Source organism: Rhizobium sp. Leaf311, from assembly GCF_001423445.1.
Classification (GTDB): Bacteria; Pseudomonadota; Alphaproteobacteria; order Rhizobiales; family Rhizobiaceae; genus Agrobacterium.
The window spans coordinates 622,236-641,754 of the sequence record NZ_LMNZ01000004.1; the positions used below are offsets into that span (position 1 = coordinate 622,236).

At 58.9% G+C, this 19,519-nt stretch carries 19 protein-coding genes; 11 read left to right on the forward strand and 8 right to left on the reverse strand.

Going from position 1 to position 19,519, the window contains the following annotated elements:
* The first annotated feature begins 13 nt into the window (after positions 1 to 13).
* From ASF69_RS08780 to ASF69_RS08805, 6 genes are all read left to right on the forward strand, one after another.
* Positions 14 to 853 (forward strand): undecaprenyl-diphosphate phosphatase, encoded by an 840-nt coding sequence (locus tag ASF69_RS08780; protein WP_062586903.1) that lies wholly within the window; start codon positions 14 to 16, stop codon positions 851 to 853.
* A 172-nt stretch (positions 854 to 1,025) separates the two neighbouring features.
* On the forward strand, positions 1,026 to 1,805 hold the full coding sequence (locus ASF69_RS08785) for an ATP-binding cassette domain-containing protein (protein ID WP_062586904.1): 780 nt from the start codon (positions 1,026 to 1,028) through the stop codon (positions 1,803 to 1,805).
* 32 nt (positions 1,806 to 1,837) lie between these two features.
* A complete protein-coding gene (locus ASF69_RS08790) occupies positions 1,838 to 2,611 on the forward strand; it encodes a transporter substrate-binding domain-containing protein (protein WP_062586905.1) in 774 nt (257 codons plus the stop codon).
* Between the two features lie 18 nt (positions 2,612 to 2,629).
* Complete coding sequence (locus ASF69_RS08795) at positions 2,630 to 3,352, forward strand: ABC transporter permease (protein ID WP_062586906.1); 723 nt, start codon at positions 2,630 to 2,632, stop codon at positions 3,350 to 3,352.
* Between the two features lie 9 nt (positions 3,353 to 3,361).
* A complete protein-coding gene (locus ASF69_RS08800) occupies positions 3,362 to 4,051 on the forward strand; it encodes an ABC transporter permease (protein WP_062587246.1) in 690 nt (229 codons plus the stop codon).
* Positions 4,052 to 4,071: 20 nt separating this feature from the next.
* The gene (locus ASF69_RS08805; RefSeq protein WP_062586907.1) at positions 4,072 to 4,980 is read left to right on the forward strand and encodes a homocysteine S-methyltransferase family protein; all 909 of its coding nucleotides are present in this window, start codon (positions 4,072 to 4,074) and stop codon (positions 4,978 to 4,980) included.
* Positions 4,981 to 5,073: 93 nt separating this feature from the next.
* Here ASF69_RS08805 and mgtE read toward each other — a convergent pair whose 3' ends face one another.
* The gene (gene mgtE, locus ASF69_RS08810; RefSeq protein WP_062586908.1) at positions 5,074 to 6,444 is read right to left on the reverse strand and encodes a magnesium transporter; all 1,371 of its coding nucleotides are present in this window, start codon (positions 6,442 to 6,444) and stop codon (positions 5,074 to 5,076) included.
* A 289-nt stretch (positions 6,445 to 6,733) separates the two neighbouring features.
* Complete coding sequence (locus tag ASF69_RS08815; protein ID WP_062586909.1) at positions 6,734 to 7,984, reverse strand: MFS transporter; 1,251 nt, start codon at positions 7,982 to 7,984, stop codon at positions 6,734 to 6,736.
* Between the two features lie 229 nt (positions 7,985 to 8,213).
* Between ASF69_RS08815 and ASF69_RS08820 the strand changes: the two genes are divergently transcribed.
* From ASF69_RS08820 to ASF69_RS08830, 3 genes are all read left to right on the forward strand, one after another.
* Entirely contained in the window at positions 8,214 to 9,125 is a 912-nt protein-coding gene (locus ASF69_RS08820) for a diacylglycerol kinase family protein (RefSeq protein WP_062586910.1), read from the forward strand.
* 119 nt (positions 9,126 to 9,244) lie between these two features.
* Positions 9,245 to 10,615 (forward strand): aspartate aminotransferase family protein, encoded by a 1,371-nt coding sequence (locus tag ASF69_RS08825; protein ID WP_062587247.1) that lies wholly within the window; start codon positions 9,245 to 9,247, stop codon positions 10,613 to 10,615.
* Positions 10,616 to 10,620: 5 nt separating this feature from the next.
* Complete coding sequence (locus ASF69_RS08830; protein WP_062586911.1) at positions 10,621 to 11,091, forward strand: OsmC family protein; 471 nt, start codon at positions 10,621 to 10,623, stop codon at positions 11,089 to 11,091.
* Between the two features lie 3 nt (positions 11,092 to 11,094).
* Here ASF69_RS08830 and ASF69_RS08835 read toward each other — a convergent pair whose 3' ends face one another.
* On the reverse strand, positions 11,095 to 12,591 hold the full coding sequence (locus ASF69_RS08835) for a glycosyltransferase family 39 protein (protein WP_062586912.1): 1,497 nt from the start codon (positions 12,589 to 12,591) through the stop codon (positions 11,095 to 11,097).
* Between the two features lie 6 nt (positions 12,592 to 12,597).
* Positions 12,598 to 13,602, reverse strand: coding sequence for a glycosyltransferase family 2 protein (locus ASF69_RS08840; RefSeq protein ID WP_062586913.1), 1,005 nt, complete (start codon positions 13,600 to 13,602; stop codon positions 12,598 to 12,600).
* A 94-nt stretch (positions 13,603 to 13,696) separates the two neighbouring features.
* Between ASF69_RS08840 and ASF69_RS08845 the strand changes: the two genes are divergently transcribed.
* Positions 13,697 to 14,647, forward strand: coding sequence for a lysylphosphatidylglycerol synthase domain-containing protein (locus ASF69_RS08845; RefSeq protein ID WP_062586914.1), 951 nt, complete (start codon positions 13,697 to 13,699; stop codon positions 14,645 to 14,647).
* 15 nt (positions 14,648 to 14,662) lie between these two features.
* On the opposite strand, the gene amn is transcribed toward ASF69_RS08845, so the two are convergent.
* From amn to ASF69_RS08860, 4 genes are all read right to left on the reverse strand, one after another.
* Positions 14,663 to 16,168, reverse strand: a complete 1,506-nt coding sequence (amn, locus tag ASF69_RS08850) for an AMP nucleosidase (protein WP_062586915.1) — start codon at positions 16,166 to 16,168, stop codon at positions 14,663 to 14,665.
* Between the two features lie 94 nt (positions 16,169 to 16,262).
* Positions 16,263 to 16,433: a hypothetical protein gene (locus tag ASF69_RS23245; RefSeq protein ID WP_162238063.1), complete on the reverse strand. Its 171-nt coding sequence runs from the start codon at positions 16,431 to 16,433 to the stop codon at positions 16,263 to 16,265.
* A 143-nt stretch (positions 16,434 to 16,576) separates the two neighbouring features.
* A complete protein-coding gene (locus tag ASF69_RS08855; RefSeq protein WP_062586916.1) occupies positions 16,577 to 17,554 on the reverse strand; it encodes an HWE histidine kinase domain-containing protein in 978 nt (325 codons plus the stop codon).
* A gap of 276 nt (positions 17,555 to 17,830) precedes the next feature.
* The gene (locus ASF69_RS08860) at positions 17,831 to 18,988 is read right to left on the reverse strand and encodes an alpha/beta hydrolase-fold protein (protein ID WP_062586917.1); all 1,158 of its coding nucleotides are present in this window, start codon (positions 18,986 to 18,988) and stop codon (positions 17,831 to 17,833) included.
* A gap of 183 nt (positions 18,989 to 19,171) precedes the next feature.
* On the opposite strand from ASF69_RS08860, the gene ASF69_RS08865 reads away from it, so the two are divergent.
* Positions 19,172 to 19,465: a hypothetical protein gene (locus ASF69_RS08865; protein WP_062586918.1), complete on the forward strand. Its 294-nt coding sequence runs from the start codon at positions 19,172 to 19,174 to the stop codon at positions 19,463 to 19,465.
* Positions 19,466 to 19,519: the final 54 nt, after the last annotated feature.

Consider the following 19,519-nt stretch of genomic DNA (forward strand, 5'->3'; position numbering starts at 1 on the left):
AGGGATGACAAGCATGACAATTGGTTGGATCGAGGCGGCAATTCTCGGTTTTATTCAGGGGCTTACGGAGTTCCTGCCCATTTCTTCCAGCGCACATTTGCGCATTGCGGGTGAGTTTCTTCCGTCCGGTATCGATCCGGGTGCTGCCTTCACCGCCATCACCCAGATTGGAACGGAGCTGGCCGTCCTCGTCTATTTCTGGTCCGATATCATGCGCATTGCCAATGCCTGGCTTCGCCAGAACCTGCGCATCGGTGGCGAATATGATCCGACCGACGCCCGCATGGGCTGGATGATCATCGTCGGTTCGGTGCCAATCGTGCTGCTGGGTCTGCTGTTCAAGGACGCCATCGAACACTCGCTGCGCAATCTCTATATCACCGCCGTCATGCTGATCGTCTTCGGCCTCATTCTCGGTTATGCCGACCGTATCGGCCAGAAGAAATACCCGCTGAAGAAACTGATCTGGCGCGATGCCGTGCTGTTTGGCTTTGCGCAGGCCATGGCGCTCATTCCCGGTGTTTCACGCTCCGGCGGCACCATCACCGCCGGTCTCCTTTTGGGATATACCCGCGAAGCGGCTGCCCGCTATTCCTTCCTGCTGGCCGTTCCTGCCGTCTTCGGTTCCGGTTTCTATCAGCTTTTCAAGAGCATCGGCCAGGATAACCCGGTGGGATGGGGCCCTACGGCGCTGGCCACCGCCATTGCATTCTTCGTGGGTTATGCCGTCATCGTGTTTTTCCTGAAACTGGTTTCGACCAAGAGCTACATGCCCTTCGTCTGGTACCGCGTGGTGGTTGGCGCTCTCTTGCTGGTCCTGCTTGGTACCGGCGTTATCAGCGCCACGGCCTGATGCCTCATCCACGCTCCTGCCGGTGAAGAACCGGCAGGAGCCGATTTTCCTTGAAATCTCTCCTACGGAATGATTTTTCATCCCGGATATGCAATAGAGCCGTTTATTGCGCGGCAAATGCCGTGCGCTTCTTTAAGTATCCATCCGGGAACAGGACAGTCGGGGCCAATTGATGAGCAGTGAAGGCGGCTACGCGCTTGATGTGGAAAACATCCACAAGAGTTTCGGTACCCAGGACGTTCTCACAGGCATTTCACTGAAAGCCCGCAAGGGCGACGTCATCTCGATTATCGGTTCGTCCGGCTCCGGCAAGAGCACCTTTCTGCGCTGCATCAACTTTCTGGAAATGCCCGACCGCGGTCGCGTGACCGTTAATGGCGAAGAGGTGGCGACCAAGATCGGGCGTGATGGCAAGGCGGTGCCGAAAAGCTGGCGACAGGTGGAACGCCTGCGCACCGGGCTTGGCATGGTGTTTCAGAATTTCAATCTCTGGGCTCACCGCACGGTGCTGGAAAACATCATCGAAGCGCCTGTGCATGTGATGGGCGTGAAGCGGCAGGATGCGATCGAGAGGGCCGAAGCGCTGCTCAACAAGGTCGGCCTTTACGACAAGAAGGATGCCTATCCGGCCTTTCTCTCCGGCGGACAGCAGCAGCGGGCCGCGATTGCGCGGGCACTGTGCGTGGAACCCGCCGTGATGCTGTTTGACGAACCGACCTCGGCGCTGGACCCGGAACTGGTGGGTGAGGTGCTGAAGGTTATACGCGATCTTGCCGAAGAGGGCCGCACCATGCTGTTGGTCACGCATGAGATGCGCTTTGCCCGCGATGTTTCCAGCCACGTCATGTTCCTGCATCAGGGCCGCGTGGAAGAAGAGGGCGCGCCCGAGCAGGTCTTCGGCAACCCGGTCAGCGCCCGCACCAGAGATTTTACCGGCGCTATCGCCAACTGATGTTTTCTATATTCCAACAGGAGAAATTTAGAATGAAATTATTCGCCACGCTGCTCGCCGGATCGGCATTTGCGCTTTCCGCCTTCACGGCCAGCGCTGATGTGCGCTTCGGCATCATGAACGAATCCTATCCGCCATTCTTTGCCAAGGATGCGTCCGGCAAGTGGCAGGGCTGGGAAATCGACCTCATGGACGCCGTATGCGCAGAAATGAAGGAAAAATGCTCTATCGTCGAGCTGTCCTGGGATGGCCTCATTCCAGCGCTTGAGGCCAAGAAGTTCGACGTGATCTGGTCGTCCATGTCCAACACGCAGGAGCGCCAGAAGGTCATCACCTTCACCGACAAATACTACAACACGCCAAGCAAGCTGATTGGTGCCAAGGATGGCAAGCCGGGCGCGACAGCCGAAGACGTGAAGGGCAAGACCATCGGCATTCAGGTCTCGACCATCCAGTCCGCCTATTACGCCAAGTATTTCAAGGACGTGGCCGACGAGAAGACCTACCAGACGCTGGACGAAGCTTTCCAGGATCTGGCAGCTGGTCGTATCGATTACGTCTTTGGCGATTCCCTTGTTCTCGATGCCTTCCTGAAAAGCGATGCGGGCAAGGATTGCTGCGCGGATGCCGGCAATGTGGCTGATGACAAGGAAATCCTGGGTCTGGGCGTTTCCGGCGGTCTTCGCAAGGACGATACCGAGCTGAAGCAGAAGCTGAATGCCGCTCTTGCTGCGGTTCGTGCCAGCGGCAAATATGACGAGATCACCAAGAAGTACTTCACCTTCGACATCTACGGCGCGAAGTAAGTCAAAACGGTCGCGTTGATGGCAAGCATTGAAACCATGGTCCAACTCCTGTCGCCTTATCCTCCGGGATGGGGTGGCACGCTGTTGAAAGGTGCCGTTTCCACGCTTGCCATTTCTGCCGGTGCCTATCTCATCGGCATCCTCATCGGCATGGCCGGTGCGCTGGGCAAGCTTTCCGGCAACAGGCCGCTGGGCATGGTGCTTAATTTCTACACGACGATGATCCGGGCCGTGCCGGAACTCATCCTCATTGTCGGGCTCTATTATGCCGGAACGGATGGCCTGAACCGGCTGTTGCAATGGGCTGGAATGCCGTCGCTTGAGATCAACGGGTTTGCTGCTGCCATCGCCGTTCTGGGCTTTGTGCAGGGCGCCTATATGACCGAGGTTCTGCGCGGTGCGATCCTTGCCATTCCGGCGGGGCAGATCGAAGCGGCGCGTGCCTTCGGCATGTCGCCCTTTCTGCGCTTTCGCCGTGTGGTGGTGCCAGCGCTGGTGCCGAATGCTCTGCCGGGACTGTCCAATCTGTGGCTGGCGGTGACCAAGGATAGCGCACTGGTGGCCGTTGTCGGTTATCAGGAACTGGCGCTGGCCACGCGGCTGGCGGGTGCCAGCACCAAGCAATATTTCCTGTTCTTCGCGGCAGCTGCGCTCATGTATCTGGCGATTACGCTCGTTTCCAACCTCGTATTTTCATTGATCGAGCGCCGGGTGCGGCGCGGCCAACCGGCGCTGGCCTGAGGAGACATGATGGAATTCTCCTGGATCGAAAAATACTGGCCGTTGCTGCTGTCTGGCGCGTATCAGACGGTGGCGCTGCTGGTTATTTCCGTCAGCATCGGCTTCATCCTCGCCATCGGGCTGGCCTTCGCGCAGGTCAGTGGTGGCAGGCTGACGCGGCTGCTGGCGCGCGGCTACTGCACCTTCTTTCGCGGCACGCCGCTGCTCATTCAGCTCTGGCTGCTCTATTATGGCGTCGGCTCGCTGTTGCCGATGATCCCCGGCTTGCGGCAAAGCTTCATGTGGCCGGTGTTGCGCGAAGGCTTCTTCTTCGCCGCCGTCAGCTTCACGCTCAATTATGCGGCATACGAGGCCGAGGTGTTGCGCGGCGCTTTGCTGGCCGTGCCAAAGGGTGAACTTGAGGCGGGCAGGGCATTCGGCATGGGCCGTTTCACGCTGATCCGCCGCATCTGGCTGCCCCGCGCCATCCGCATAGCCTTGCCAACCATTGCGGGCGAGGTGGTCATGCAGTTGAAAGCCACGCCGCTTGCCTTCACCGTGACAGTCATGGATCTCTACGCCGTGGCTTACAAGGTCCGGCAGGATACGCTGCTCGTCTATGAGCCGCTGCTGGTCGTTACCGTTTTCTACCTCATCCTCACCGCCATCATTGTGCGCTGCTTCGGCTTTGTCGAAGCGCAGGTGCCGCAGCGGCGATAATTGTTTCAAGGAGTTTTTACATGGGTGATATCCGTATTCTCGACGGCGGCATGAGCCGCGAATTGCAACGGCTGGGCGCCCAGCTGAAACAACCGGAATGGTCTGCCCTGGCGCTGATCGACACGCCAGACATCGTGCGACAGGTCCATGCGGAATTCATCGAGGCCGGTGCCGATGTCGTCACCACCAATTCCTACGCGCTGGTGCCGTTTCACATTGGTGAAGAGCGCTTCCAAAAAGAAGGCGCATCGCTGATTGCGCTCTCAGGCAAGCTGGCCCGCGAAGCGGCAGATGCATCGGGCCGCAAGGTCACCGTCGCCGGTGGCCTGCCGCCGATCTTCGGCTCCTACGAACCACAGAATTTCGACCCCGCGCGCGTTCAGGATTACCTCGAGGTGCTCGTCGAAAACCTCGCTCCCCATGTCGATGTGTGGCTTGGCGAAACGCTGAGCCTGATCGCTGAGGGCGAGGCAGTGCGCGAAGCCGTTGCCGAGACGAGCAAGCCCTTATGGGTCTCCTTCACCCTGAACGACGATGCCGCGCAAGTCGGCGGCAACGAACCGCAGCTTCGCTCTGGCGAAACGGTGCGCGCGGCTGCCGAATGGGCCGCGGACTCGGGCGCTGCGGCGCTGCTCTTCAATTGCAGCAAGCCGGAAGTCATGAAAGCCGCTGTCGAGACAGCCGCCTCGGTCTTCAAGGACAAGGGCGCCTCAATCGAAATCGGCGTCTACGCCAATGCCTTCGAAGGCGAACAGGGGGACTCTGCTGCCAATGAAGGCCTGCACGAAACCCGCGCCGACCTGACCGACGACGCCTATTCCCGCTTCGCCTGCACCTGGGCCGACGCCGGTGCGACGATGATCGGCGGCTGCTGCGGAATTGGGGCGGCCCATATTCACACGGTTGCGGGTGCTCTTAGGGCGCGGTGATAGGCGGCTCGGATGGACGATAATTTGCCTTTCGTCATCCTCGGGACAAGCCCGAGGATGACGGCGGAGTGTGTAGCAATGGCTCTGTCTCACCTAAAGCAAAGTCCCACTCAAGATCAGCAGTGCCACCGAGAAGTAGATGACCAGACCTGTGACATCGACCAGCGTTGCCACGAATGGGGCCGAGGCTGAGGCGGGGTCTAGGCGCATACGTTGCAGCAGGAAAGGCAGCATGGAGCCGGTGATGGAGCCGAAGGTGACGATGCCGACGAGGGCTGCAAAGACGGTGAAGCCGACCAGCAGCCAGTGTTCGCCGTAATCGTAAAAGCCAGCCTGTTGCCACACGGTGAGCCGCAGGAAGCCGATTGCGCCGAGGATTGCGCCGAGCGTGAGGCCCGTTGGCAGTTCGCGCAGCAACACCCGCCACCAGTCCGATAGTTTGAGTTCGCCCAGCGCTAGGGCCCGGATGATGAGCGATGTGGCCTGCGAACCGGAATTGCCGCCTGAGGACATGATGAGCGGTATGAACAGGGTCAGCACCACGGCCTTTTCCAGCTCTCCTTCGAAATGCTGCATGGCGCTGGCCGTCAGCATTTCGCCGAGGAACAGGGCGGAAAGCCAGCCGGCGCGTTTGCGGATCATGTCGAGGAAACCCATCGTCATATAGGGTTTGCCCAGCGCTTCCATACCACCGAATTTATGCGCATCTTCGGTGGTATCGGCAATCATCGTGTCGATCACGTCATCGACGGTGACGATGCCGAGAATGTGGTCGTGTTCGTCCACCACGGGGAGGGCCAGCAGGTCGTGCTTGCGGATGAGGCGGGCAACATCCTCCTGCGACATCAGCGGATCGGCATAGGTGATGCCTTCCATGGATGCAACGGAGAGGATGGAGGCCGAGGGTTCGCCGGTCACCAGGCGGCGCAGGGTGACAACATTGGCGAGCGTGCCATTTTCAGCCAGCACATAGATGGCATAAACCGTTTCGCGGGACCGCTCGACGATGCGGATATGCGCAAGGGTTTCCTCCACCGTCCAGCGGTCGGGCACGCTGACGAACTCCGTCGTCATCATGGAACCAGCCGTGCGGGGCGGATAGGTCATCAGGTGCTGGATGGCGGTGGCAGTGGCGCGGTCCAGCCGGGCGAAAAGCTTTGCGCGTGGCTCGTCATCCATATCGGCCATCACGTCTGCCACCCGGTCATCCGACATCAGATTGACGAGGGGAACGGCGCGATCCAGCGGCAGAAGCGCGAGGATGTTGGCCGCCCGGTGTAGTTCGGGACGGTCCAGAACGGCGACGGCCTTTGCCTGCGGCATCTTCAGCAGAGCGACGACGGCGTCGTCCAAGTCGAGCGTGTTCAGCTGATCGACGCGTTCTGCTGTTGTCGTGGGGCCAGTACCGCTGCGAAGAATCCGTGCAGCCTTGCTGGCCCTCTGGGAGAGATTGTGAAAGTTCATGTTTGCTCACCTTCCAGTCGATCCGCCGATCACGGCGGAACGTGGTGAGCCGACAGGTGTCAGATCAGTGCACGTTTCGCCGTGTTCGGCAAAGGCAATCGACTACTACTGTCGCTAGACATCGAATGATGCTCCGTGGAAATCTGCGCCAGACCCTTGGTTTGACCTGCGCATATCAAAGCAAATGCGCCCGAAAACAGGTTGAGTCAAGCAGGCCGAATATGAAATTTTCGCAAGGTAAATCGGCGGTTCACATGCCCGTCACGGGTCTTGTCCGGGTGCTGCGAAATCAGGCTGTGAGAGCCGCCTTCTCGCGCTTTTCCAGCGCCACGGCAAAGCCGAATACGATGAGACCGGCAAAGGACAGGATTGCACCGATATAGCCTGTGGATGCATATCCATAACCCAGCGCAATGGCGAGGCCGCCGAGCCATGCGCCGAGAGCATTGGCAATATTGAAGGCCGAGTGGTTGGAGGCGGCGGCGAGTGTTTGCGCATCGGCTGCCACATCCATGAGGCGGGTCTGCACGGCCGGGCAGGCGGCAAATCCGCAGCCGATGAGGAAGACGCAGATGCACAGCATATAAGGGTTGTGGGCGGTGAGCCCGAACAGCGCCATCAGCACCACATTGAAGGCCAGCATTCCACCAATCGTGCCGTTGAGCGAGAGATCGGCCAGACGGGAACCGACGACGTTGCCGACATTCATGCCGATGCCGAAAAGCGCAAGCACGACCGGCACGGTGGCAACGGGCATCATGGCGACATCGGTCGTGGTTTTGGCGATATAGCTGAAGACGGCGAACATGCCGCCAAAACCGACCGAGGCGACGGCCAGCGACAGCCAAACCTGGGCACGACGGAACGCGCCGAGTTCCCGCCAGATGCTGGCACCTTCCTGTACCTTGTCCCTTGGCTGAAACAGCCAGAGCAGAACCACCGTCAGCAGCGCGATACCGCCGACCATGAGGAAGGCGGCGCGCCATGAGAACATCTGGCCGAAAAAAGTTGCCAGCGGTGTGCCGAGCAGCGTGGCGATGGTTAGCCCCAGCATGACGCGGCCAACGGCACGCGCGCGCTTGTGGATCGGGGCCATGGATGCGGCAACGAGGGCGGCAACGCCGAAATAGGCGCCATGCGGCAAGCCGGTGATGAAGCGCAGCACGGTAAAGCTGGTAAAGTCCGGTGCGATTGCGCTGAGAATATTGCCCGCTGCAAACAGGCTCATCAGCGCCAGCAACAGGACGCGGCGCGTCATGCGCGCTGCCAGCACCGCGATGATGGGCGCGCCGATGACCACGCCGATCGCATAGGCTGCAATCACATAGCCAGCCTGCGGGACGGTAACGCCATAGGTGGTGGCCACATCCGGCAAGAGGCCCATGATGGCGAACTCGCCTGTGCCGATGCCGAAACCGCCAGCGGCAAGAGCGAGCTCAATGAGGGCAATGGAAAAGGGTGTGAGCGTTGTTGCAGGAGAAGGCGCAGCCTTTTCGGCTTCCGCATCGGGGCGGTTCTCGGATGGGCGTATCTGGGTCATGGCTTCTGCAGGGTGCGAAGAAAAAAAGGGCAAGACCGAAGATTTCGGCCTGCCCTGACTGGAAGTGGTGGTCACTAAAATGACCCTATCACAGGCATAACATCAAATTGTGCGTCGCGGTAGTATGTGATTCTGCAAAATCCATGACTCACGCGAAGGTGTACGGAACGTAACCCTTCGTGCTGCATTTAGGATCGCGCTTTGCGTGTAACAAAGGCTGGATAAACATATGAAGCTGGTGGCGATCTTTAACCGCGATGGCGGAACCTTCAAAACCACCGACATGGACGCCTATTGCGAACATGCCCAGACGGTTTTCAGCAAGGCAGGGCACGAAATCGAATGCCGCCTCGTTTCCGGCAAAGACATCGTCAAGGAGATGGAACGCACCGCCGATGACAAAGGGCTGGACGGCCTGATTGCCGGTGGTGGAGATGGCACCATCTCCGCCGCTGCCGGTATTGCCTGGAAACACAAGATTACCCTTGGCGTCGTTCCCGCCGGTACGATGAACCTCTTTGCCCGCTCGCTGAAACTGCCGCTTGATATCTGGCAGGCAGTCGATACGTTGGCGCAGGGCCATGTCGAAAATGTCGATATTGCAACGGCCAACGGCCAGCCATTCGTGCATCAGTTCTCCGCAGGCCTCCATGCGCGCATGGTGCGCTACCGCGACAAGATGGAATATGCATCGCGGCTGGGCAAGATGCGCGCCAATGTCCGCGCAGCGCTGGGCGTCGTGCTCAACCCGCCCGTCTTCGACATGGAATTTACGGTGGACGGCAAGACCCAGCATCGCAGGGTCTGTGCGATCTCCGCATCCAACAACGAGTTCGGGCCCAGCCCGCTGCTGGTCGCCGACGATATCACGCGGGGGCACCTTGGCCTCTATATCGCCGATGCGCTGACGCCTTCAGGGGTGGCAGGGCTTGCCATCGATATCATGCGCGGCAAGCTGAAGGAAAACGCCGCCGTGACGGCCATGGCCGTTACCGATGCGGAACTGCATTTTCCAAAGCGCAGACACGACGTCAAATGCGTGATCGACGGCGAGTTGCTGCCAATGAAGCGTGACGTCTCGTTGAAGATGCACGCTGGCGAGCTGAAGGTCATCGTCCCCAAGGACTTTGCGACAGCATGAGGTCGCGCCTGCATGCCATGTAGGAACATGGCTGCGTTGTTCCTTTGCGGCTTGCAAAAAGCATTGGCCGACGCCATGCTCGCCTGTGCAAGGGCATGGGCATGGGAGTGCGTCGCGACATGAATAACCACACGGCAACGTTGTCAAACCTCGCAGCCATAGATGCCGCCCACCATCTGCATCCCTTTTCCGACATGGGAAAGCTGAACGCTTCCGGCACCCGCATCATTGAACGGGGCGAGGGCGTTTTCATCTATGACAGCGCCGGCAAGAAGTATCTGGATGCCTTTGCCGGTTTATGGTGCGTCAATATCGGTTATGGACGCCCGGAAATGGCCGCAGCCGTCGCAAGGCAGATGACCGAGCTTCCCTATTACAACGCCTTCTTCGGCACGACGACGCCACCGGCAACACTTCTGGCACAAAAGATGACCGCCCATGCCGGACCAAACATGAACCATGTGTTCTTCACCAATTCCGGCTCCGAGGCCACCGACACGTGGTTTCGAATGGCGCGTGTCTACTGGAAGGCACAGGGCCACCCGACGAAAACGCACGTCATCGCGCGCCGCAACGGCTATCACGGATCGACTGTGGCCGGTGCCTCGCTGGGCGGCATGACGTGGATGCATGAGCAGGGCAATCTTCCCATCGACGGTATTTCCCACATCGGCCAGCCCTATTGGTATGCCGAGGGTGGTGATCTTTCTCCGGAAGAATTCGGCCTGAAGGCGGCCCGAGAACTGGAAGCCAGGATCGATGAACTGGGCGAAGAGAACGTCGCCGCCTTTGTGGCTGAGCCGATCCAGGGGGCGGGCGGCGTCATCGTGCCACCGCAGACCTACTGGCCGGAGATTGCCCGTATCTGCAAGGCGCGAAACATTCTTCTGATCTCGGATGAAGTCATTAGCGGCTTCGGGCGGCTTGGCTCCTGGTTCGGCTATCAGCATTTCGGCTTCGAGCCGGATATGGCCCCGGTCGCCAAGGGGCTTTCATCCGGTTACCTGCCGATTGGCGGCGTACTGGTTTCCGACAGGGTGGCGCAGGTCATGATATCCGAGGTGGGCGATTTCAACCATGGCTTCACCTATTCCGGCCACCCGGTATGCGCCGCCGCCGCTCTCGAAAACCTGCGTATCATCGAAGACGAGGGGTTGGTCGAACGCGTCAGGGACGATATCGGCCCCTATTTCCGCAAGGGCTGGGAGAGCCTTTTGTCTCACGAACTGGTCGGCGAGGCCGTCAGTGTCGGTCTTATGGGCGGATTGCAGATTGCAGCCGACAAGACGATCCGCAAACGTTTCGACCAACCCGACGATGTGGGAATGCTGGTGCGCAATCACTGCCTGGAAAACGGTCTGGTTATGCGCGCAACGGGCGACCGTATGCTGGCATCACCACCGCTGACCATCAGCCGTGGCGAGGTGGACCAGATCATAGAGACACTGCGCAAGGGGCTGGATCACCTGCGCGACACCAGGGGGGTGTAATATCCGTGGCAGAGCATGAGCATCACTATAAGATCAAGGTCACGTGGACAGGCAACCGCGGCACCGGCACTTCCGGCTACCGGGAATATGACCGGACGCATGTGATTTCCGCTGAAGGCAAGCCAGATATCGATGGCTCGGCCGATCCGGCCTTTCGCGGCGATGTGACGCGCTGGAACCCGGAGGACCTTTTGCTCGCCTCTGTCTCTGCCTGCCACAAGCTCTGGTACCTGCATTTTTGTGCGGTTTCCGGCGTTGTCGTTGCCGACTACGTGGATGAGCCCGAGGGTACTATGGTGCTGTCGCGCGACGGGGCAGGCCACTTTACCGAAGTGGTGCTGAAACCGGTTGTTACCCTTTCCAAGGGCGATCCGCAGACCGCGCTTGAGTTGCATGAGGAGGCTCACGAAAAATGCTTCATCGCCAATTCGGTGAAGTTCCCCATCCGTATCGAGCCGGTGATCAAACCGGCCTGATCGCTATTTCGCTGCGGTGACAGTCCACGCATAGTAGAAGGCGTGTCTCTTCTCAGTCTTGTTTCCATAATAGGGCACTTCGAGGTGACGTATATCCGCAGGCGCAGGAAGCGCTGCGCGTGCGGCCATGGCGGCGAGTTCCGCGCCGGGATTGGCTGGCATATTGCCCTCCAGATCCGTGCCCGCCAGAAGAACGGTTGCGCCCGCGGGCCAGTTGGACGGCGCGTCATCCGTTGCCGGATTGCCGATGAAGACCGTGGCCTTCGGGAACTGTATCTTCAGATTGCCGCCGACAATCCCACTTGATGCGATGATGCATTGCGGCTCGGGAAAACCGTCCCGCCGCACGGCCTGCGCAAAGCCGTCATAGGGAATGTGCACAAGTGAGGTGCGGCCAAAATAGGGTGCTACGAGCCCCCGGAACAGCAGAAGAATGAGAACGCCGATCGTCAGCGCCGAGGTGATCGCGACCATTCCAGGAAGCTTCGGTGCGACCTCCACACCGGCCGCGTGGATTTTAAGACAGAGGTAGAGCGGCAGAAGGACGAGATAGACGATCAGCCATTTCTGCCTGACATTGGTGACATCGAGCGCAAAGACGATAACCAGAACGATCAGCAGGCTGAGCAGTAGGATGCGTCCGGTGATGCGGGTCCATTGATTGCTGGCGGGTAGAATGCGGCGGATATCCTTGAAAAACACCAGGGCAAACACGGCAAGCGTGGTTGCGGAGCCTTTCAACGCCGCCCCGATGAGATCAAGCGCGCCATAGAGCCCATGAAAGGACACGCCGTCATGGCCCTCTGTCATTTCTCCCATCGTCTGGCCGGTGGCCAGTCCGATATGGTTGAGCACCCACAGACCGTGCGGCAGGACGATGAGCGCCGACACCGCAACCGCCGCCAACATGCGCCAATCTAGCACCCGCGCCCGCAGGTCTTTTTCCGGCAGGACAGCCAGAATGGCGGCGAGAGGCACCAGAACGAAATTATACTTCGATAGGGTGCCAAGGCCGACAGCTACCCCCGCCAGCAGATAGGCGCCAAGGCTTGGGCGCTGCAGCGTGCGGAAAAACGTATAGAGGAACAGCGCAACCGCCAGAATGGCTAGCAGCGAATGGGTCAGGTCCCTTTGCGCCATGAGAAAAACGGGCGGCAGCGTCAAAACACCGAGCGCCGCTGCACCGCTGAGAAAACGATCGCCTGTCAAAAGCCGCGTCGTCAGCCAGATGAAGAGGCAACAGAGAAACAGGATGGTGTTTTTCAGAATGCTGAGCGTAGCGATGGACATGCCGAATATTCTGGCCAGTCCAAGCTGAAGCCAGTCATAAATGGGTGGCTGCGAGCCGTATCCCCACTGGAAGAATTGCGAGAGCGCGGCCTGCGACTCGTCGATTTCCAGGCCCGGAGAACGGACGAGACGGACGATGATTGCCAGCAGGTAATAGCCCGCAATCAGGGTGATGATCAGCTCCGGATTGCGGGAAAGATACCTGCGCATGGATCGTCACTCCGACTTGTAGATCTTGCCGATGATGTAATTCGGGTTCTGCTCATCGCGGTAATAGAGGCGGGCAATCATTTCCGCGAGAATGCCGGTGGTGATGAGTTGCACCGAAGACAGAAGCAGAGCCACGCCGACCATCAACATCGGACGGGCACCGATATCATTGCCAAGGATGAACTTGTCGATGAAGAGATAGGTCATGATGACGGCCGAAAGCGCGCCGAGCCCAAGGCCGAGCGAACCGAAAAAGTGGCCGGGCCGCGCCTTGTAGCGCATGAAGAACATGACCGACAGAAGATCGAGAATGACGCGGAACGTGCGGGAAATACCGTATTTCGATGCGCCATACTGGCGCGCGTGGTGCGTGACCGGCATTTCACCGATGCTTGTGCTGGGCACCACACCGGCAACCCAGGCCGGGATGAAGCGGTGCATCTCACCCATCAGCTTGACCTGCTTGATGATGGAAGCGCGGTAGATCTTCAGGCTGCATCCATAGTCATGCAGGCGCACGCCGGTGATCTTGCCGATCAACCGGTTGGCAATCCACGAGGGAACCTTTCGCAGGAAAAGCCCGTCCTGACGGTTCTTGCGCCAGCCGACCAGAAGATCGAGTTCGCGGCGCTCAAGCTCGGCCACCAGCATGGGAATGTCCTTGGGATCATTCTGCAGGTCGCCATCCAGCGTGGCAATCAGGCGGCCTTTGGCGGCATCGATGCCTGCCTGCATGGCTGCAGTCTGGCCGAAATTGCGCTGGAGAGCCACGATCTTGAGATCAAGACCGGCACGACCAATGTAAGCCCTCGCATTGGCAATGGTGGCATCCGTGCTGCCATCGTCAACGAGGATGAGCTCCCAAGGCGCACCGAAGGCGGCCAGGGCCTCCACGATTCGTTCGATCAACGGCGCAACGCTTTCCTGCTCGTTGAAGATGGGAACGACAAGAGAGAGCTCCAGCGCCTCTGCCGAGGGCAAGATGTTTTCGGTTACGGCAGTTGTGGACACAGGCGCTTTCTCCTAAGAAGACGGCAGATATATATGCAAGCAAGCCCGGATAGACCCCGGGGCTATGTTTGTCCAGACGAGGCAACTGAGCCACATGAACGGACCCGATGTCACTGCCGCTTCGTGGCTTTCGCGCAACAGAATGACTGTCTTTACCGGATTTATTCTGTTTGCCTACGCCATTTTCATTCAGGCTGTCTGGGGCTGGGGCTCGGTGCTTGCGGTTTGGGAAGGAGCGGGCCTCAAGGCCATGGCGGCCGCAGTCTCGCTGCTTTTAGGCACCTACGTGCTGAGAACCTGGCGGATCTACGACTATTTCCCACGCGAAACGCGCGGCCACTTCATGCCGTTGTTTCGGGTGGTGCAGATCCACAACCTGCTCAATGTCATGCTGCCATTCCGCTCTGGCGAGACCAGCTTTCCACTGTTGATGAAGAAGGAATTCGACGTTCGCCTTGCGCGCGGCACATCGGCGCTGCTCGTCATGCGGCTGTTTGATCTCCACGCCCTGCTGGCTGCAGCCGGGCTTGGACTGGTGCTGGAAAAGAGTGCAGTCGTCATGTGGCTGCTGTGGCTTTCATTCCTGCTTCTGCCGGTGTTTGCCTTTGCCGCAAGACATCCGGTCTTTCGCCTCGCTGAACGAATGGCGCCCGCCAAGGCAAAGAGCATCATCCATGATGTGCAAGCCGGTTTGCCGCTGGATATCAGCGCCTTTGCTCGCGCCTGGGGCGTGACCATCATTAACTGGTTCGTCAAGATTGCCGTTCTGGCCTGGGTGCTGGTGCTGATGGCTGGTATCGACCTGCCTGCGGGCTTTGGTGGTGCCTTGGGCGGGGAATTGTCATCCGTCCTGCCGATCCACGCGCCGGGAGGCGTCGGAACCTATCCCGCCGGCATCACGGCAGGCGCCATCGGCTTCGGTGCGGCGGCGGATCAAGCCGCATTGTCATCGCTGGGGCAGGCGGCGGTAAACGTCCACTTGCTTGTCATCGTCTCGTCCCTGATAGGAACCGCCATGGCGCTGTTCGTGCGTGTGCGCAAATAGCGCCATGGTGACGTGTTATTGGAAGGCCGTTTCGTAGAAGCTGCGCAGCTTGCGGGAATGCAGCGTTTCCTTCTGCATGGCCGCCAGCTTCTGAACGGCACGGATGCCGATCTGAAGATGCTGGGCCACCTGGGTGCGATAGAACTCTGTCGCCATGCCAGGCAGTTTGAGTTCGCCATGCAGCGGCTTGTCCGACACGCAGAGCAGGGTGCCGTAAGGCACGCGGAAGCGGAAGCCGTTGGCCGCAATAGTGGCCGATTCCATATCGAGCGCGATGGCACGAGCCTGTGACAGCCGCTTAACCGGTCCCGCCTGGTCGCGAAGCTCCCAGTTGCGGTTATCGATGGTGGCGACGGTACCGGTGCGCATGATGCGCTTCAGCTCGAAGCCTTCATAACCCGTGACTTCCGCGACAGCGCCTTCGAGCGCCATCTGGACTTCGGCCAGAGCCGGGATCGGCACCCAGACGGGCAGATCGTCATCCAGAACATGGTCCTCGCGCATATAGGCGTGAGCCAGAACATAATCGCCCAGCCGCTGGCTGTTGCGCAGACCGGCGCAGTGGCCCACCATCAACCATGCGTGAGGGCGAAGAACCGCAATGTGGTCGGTAATCGTCTTGGCGTTGGAAGGGCCGACGCCGATATTGACCAAGGTGATGCCCGCGTGCCCCTTTTTCTTCAGGTGGTAGGCTGGCATTTGCGGCATACGGCCCAGGGTCATGTCCGTTTCAGGTCTGTCGGACCCGGCCAGCGTGACGATATTTCCCGGCTCCACAAACTCCGTGTAACCCTCTCCGCCATCCGCCATCATCTTGCGGGCCCAGGCCGCAAATTCATCGATGTAGAACTGGTAGTTCGTAAACAGCACGAAGTTCTGGAAATGGTTGGCGCTGGTGGCCGTATAATGGCTGAGGCGCGCCAGAGAATAGTCGATGCGTTGCGCGGTAAAGGGCGCCAGGGGCGCAGGCTCACCGGGCACCTGATCATATTCGCCATTGGCGATCAGGTCGTCCGTATTGTTGAGGTCAGGCGTATCGAACAGATCGCGCAGCGGCACATCCGTCATGGCGGAGGCCGCCGCCGCTTCCACATACGCGCCTTCGCCAAAGGCGAAATGCAACGGAATGGGCGTTGCCGATTCCGATACGGTCACGTGGACATTGTGGTTCTTCATGAGCAGACCGAGCTGCTCTGTCAGATAGTGCTTGAACAGCTGGGGTCGTGTGACCGTCGTGGTGTAGACGCCGGGCGAGGTGACATGGCCGTAGGACAAGCGGGAATCGACATGGCCGAAGCTCGATGTTTCGATGCTGACCTGCGGATAGCAGGCGCGGTAACGACCGGAAATGGGTGTTCCTTGCGCCAGATCGGTAAATGATTTGATGAGGAAATTCGTGTTGCGTTCATAAAGCGCCGTCAATGCACTCACGGCCTCTTTCGGATCCATGAAGGTCCGTGGCGCGAATGGCTCGGGCGTGATGAAGGCGAGGGGCGGAATCGTGTGCTTTGCTATTGTCATGGCCTATTATAGAGAGCCAATTTCGACAGGCAAGCGACAGAAATATGAGCGTTTGAAAAACTTGCAGCGCCGAACCTAGCTCGGCGCTGTTCGCCTACAGCATCACGTGGCAGCCATTCGAAAAGCCTTGCTGGCAGGTGTAGGCAGCACCGACGTTAATGCGCTGGAAACTGCGGTTGGGATTGACCACCAATGCTGCAAAAGACATGGCGAAGATCGCCATCAGAAGCACGATGATGCTGAAACGACGTATCATGATTGCCATGTCCATTCCCCGCTGCGTTGATGTGTCCCTTAATCTGGACACCACACTGCCACGATTGGACTGAACCAACCCTGAGGGACGGGTTCATGTGAGGTTCAGGGAGGTTAACGGGTAGACGTTGGCCAACGGAAGAATAAGTGTTGTCAAAATTCCGCCAGGTTTGACGTCGGCGCTGATAGGGAAAACACCAGCCCGTCGGGGTTGAAATCGACACGGCTTGTTCCGCCAACGTAGGATGACAAAGCTTTTTCGATCATTCGAGAGCCGAAGCCACGTCTCGAAGGCAGGCTAACATCCGGCCCTCCGCTTTCTGCCCACACGAGATCAAGTGTGGGCTGCGCCCACTCCGAGCGGATTTTCCAGGTGAGGGAAACCATCCCTGTGTCGTTGGAAAGAGCCCCGTATTTTAACGCGTTTGTCGCCAGTTCATGAAACGCCAGGGTCAAGGCAAGCGCGCATTTGGCAGACAGGTTTATGTCCGGCCCGTCGAAGACAACGCGTCCGGCTGCCTGTTCTGCTGCGACAGCCACCGCGAGTTCTCTGAGTTGGGTCGAATTGTGCTGTGAGTTGATGAGAATGTCATGGCCGCGGCTGAGTGCGGCCAGACGCGAAAGAAATGCCGGTTTCGCAACGGCCATATCCGCGCCATCCTTTAGCGTCTGGGAAGCCACGGCTTGCACCAGTGCCAGGATATTCTTGATTCTGTGCGCAAGCTCATTGCGCAGCAGCATCTGTTCGTCTTCGAAAGCTTTGAGCGCGGTGATGTCTCTGGAAATCGACAGGATGCTGTCGATCTGGCCGTCATCATTGACAATCGGCGAGACCTTCACGTCCCAATATCGCTTGTTGCCTTTGGCGGTATTGGCAAAGCCGGTAAAACGTGCCGAGCGACCTGCACGTGCCTCATCAAGCGCCGCTATGGCATCGGCGTTGCCCTGGCCTTGCCAGAAGTCGGGCCACGGACAACCTTTAAAGCGGGAAAAGTCGTCCACTTCCATGACCCGCTGCCCACCCTCGTTCATGAACTGCAACGATCCGTCGAGCCCGATAACTTTGATGCAGTCGTCGGAGGCTGCAAGGGCAGCGGCAATGAATCGCGGATTATTTTGAGCGTCGAGCAATCGTCATTACCTTAATAAAATAGCCGATCCGGTAGCTTGCCAAGAAAGAAAACATTGGCCGAAGTTATCAAATAGGAACCGCAGCTTTCAAATCCAAATTTCACATCAAATCTATGGTTAGGGCCAGTCGCGCGCTTTTTGAGAGAACGCCGTTATACCTGTTTTTCGTTCCACTCTGTCGACAATAATCTCACAGTGATGCTGCCGGGCCACCAATGCGTTGTTTTAAGCATCCGCCTCATCCCTTGCGTGACGCGGCGGATGCTTTCTCAGCTGCTACTTCCTGAAAACCTTCTGCAAATACGCCTCGAAGGATGGTCGCCAGACGTCCATTTCGTGGCCTAGATCCTTGTATTCCACGTAATCGTGGACGATCTTCTTTTCGTCCAGGATCGTCTTGAGGCCGGCGATGTCCTTGCCGGTAACGACATCCTTGGTGCCGACGGTGACGGTGAGGTCACGCAGGGTTTTGTTGAGCTTGTCGGGATCGGCGAGCGCTGCGTCGACGGCCTTGTTGGGAACCGTTGTGGTGGTGACGCCGCTGAAGGTTGCGACCCAGCCGAAGGTGCCGAGATGGGTCAGGCCTGAGACGAGTGACTGGTAGCCCCCTTGCGACAGGCCAACCACGGCGCGGCCATCTGCATCATCGCGCACCTTGTAGTGTTCCTTCATGTAGGGGATGAGGTCTTCCACCAGCTCGCGGTCGATGGCATCGGCGTTGATGGGGTAGAAGTTCTTGCGACGCTCCGCGCCGGGAAAGTTTTCGGCAATCGCCTCCGGGATATCGGCTTCCGTATCGGGAATGACGACGATCATCGGCTCGATCTTCTTTTCAGCCAGCAGATTGTCGAGGATTTGCGGGGCGCGGCCCTGTGCCACCCACGAGGCCACCGTATCGCCAAAGCCGTGGTAGAGGTACATCACGGGCAGGGGTTCGGAGGCATCGGTGTAGCCCGGCGGCGTATAGACATAGGTTGCGCGCTGGGACTTCAACGCCTTGGAGGGGATGGTCACGAGGCGCAGTTCGCCATGCGGCACATCGCGCACATCGAGAATGCTGCCGGGCACCAGAATGAGGCTGGTATTCACCTGCCGCTGCGGCTTGGGGTAATTCGTGCCGGTATCGATGCTGCGGAAGCCATCGATGTTGAAGTAATATTCGTAGAGGTTGGGCTTGAGGGCATCGGTCCTTGCGCTCCAGACGCCGCTTTCGGCACGCTTCATCTCAACCGGTGCGTTGGCGCCCAAAACAACCGATACGGCCTTTGCCGAGGGTGCAAAAAGCCGGAAGGTGATCGATCCATCCTTCTCGACGGACGTGACGAATTCGTTGAGTGGCCGGTCTGCGGGTGGCTGGGCAGGCAGATCGATGGCAAAGGCGGGCGCGGTCATGAAGCAACTGGCCAAAAGCGCATAAGGCAGAAACAAACGCATGTAAAACTCCTCCAAATCAACACTAGTCCCCCGGGGCGAGGGTGACAGATGGTCGATGCCTTTTCAACCGCACACTGGCCGAGCCTTCCCGACAGACATCCGATCAAGCCATGGGCGTGAGTTGCTGAAACGGGTTTTCAAGGCTAGGAACGCTCCTGGCCCACATCAAAGCGGCCTTCATTCATGCGCGGCGGGAGGCGTGACGCGGATGGACATTCATATGATGCGTTAGGAAATACTGTGAAAATCATAAAAGTGCTGACGATGATTCTGGTCTTCGTCGTGGTGATCGTCGGATACCGCTGGTACGGTTACGTCACCAACACGGACAGCCCCTATAATGAAGTCGGCATCGAACTGAACAGCCGTATGCCGGGGCCGATCAACAAATGGGGCTGCGACAAGCTTCACCAGACATTCGGCAATGTCTTGCCGCCCTATGGCTGCCAGGCCGGTGACGGCACGCAGTGGCTCTGAAGGGTCATTGAGGGTTTTTTAGCAGACACAAAAAAGGCGCCGCGTGAACGGCGC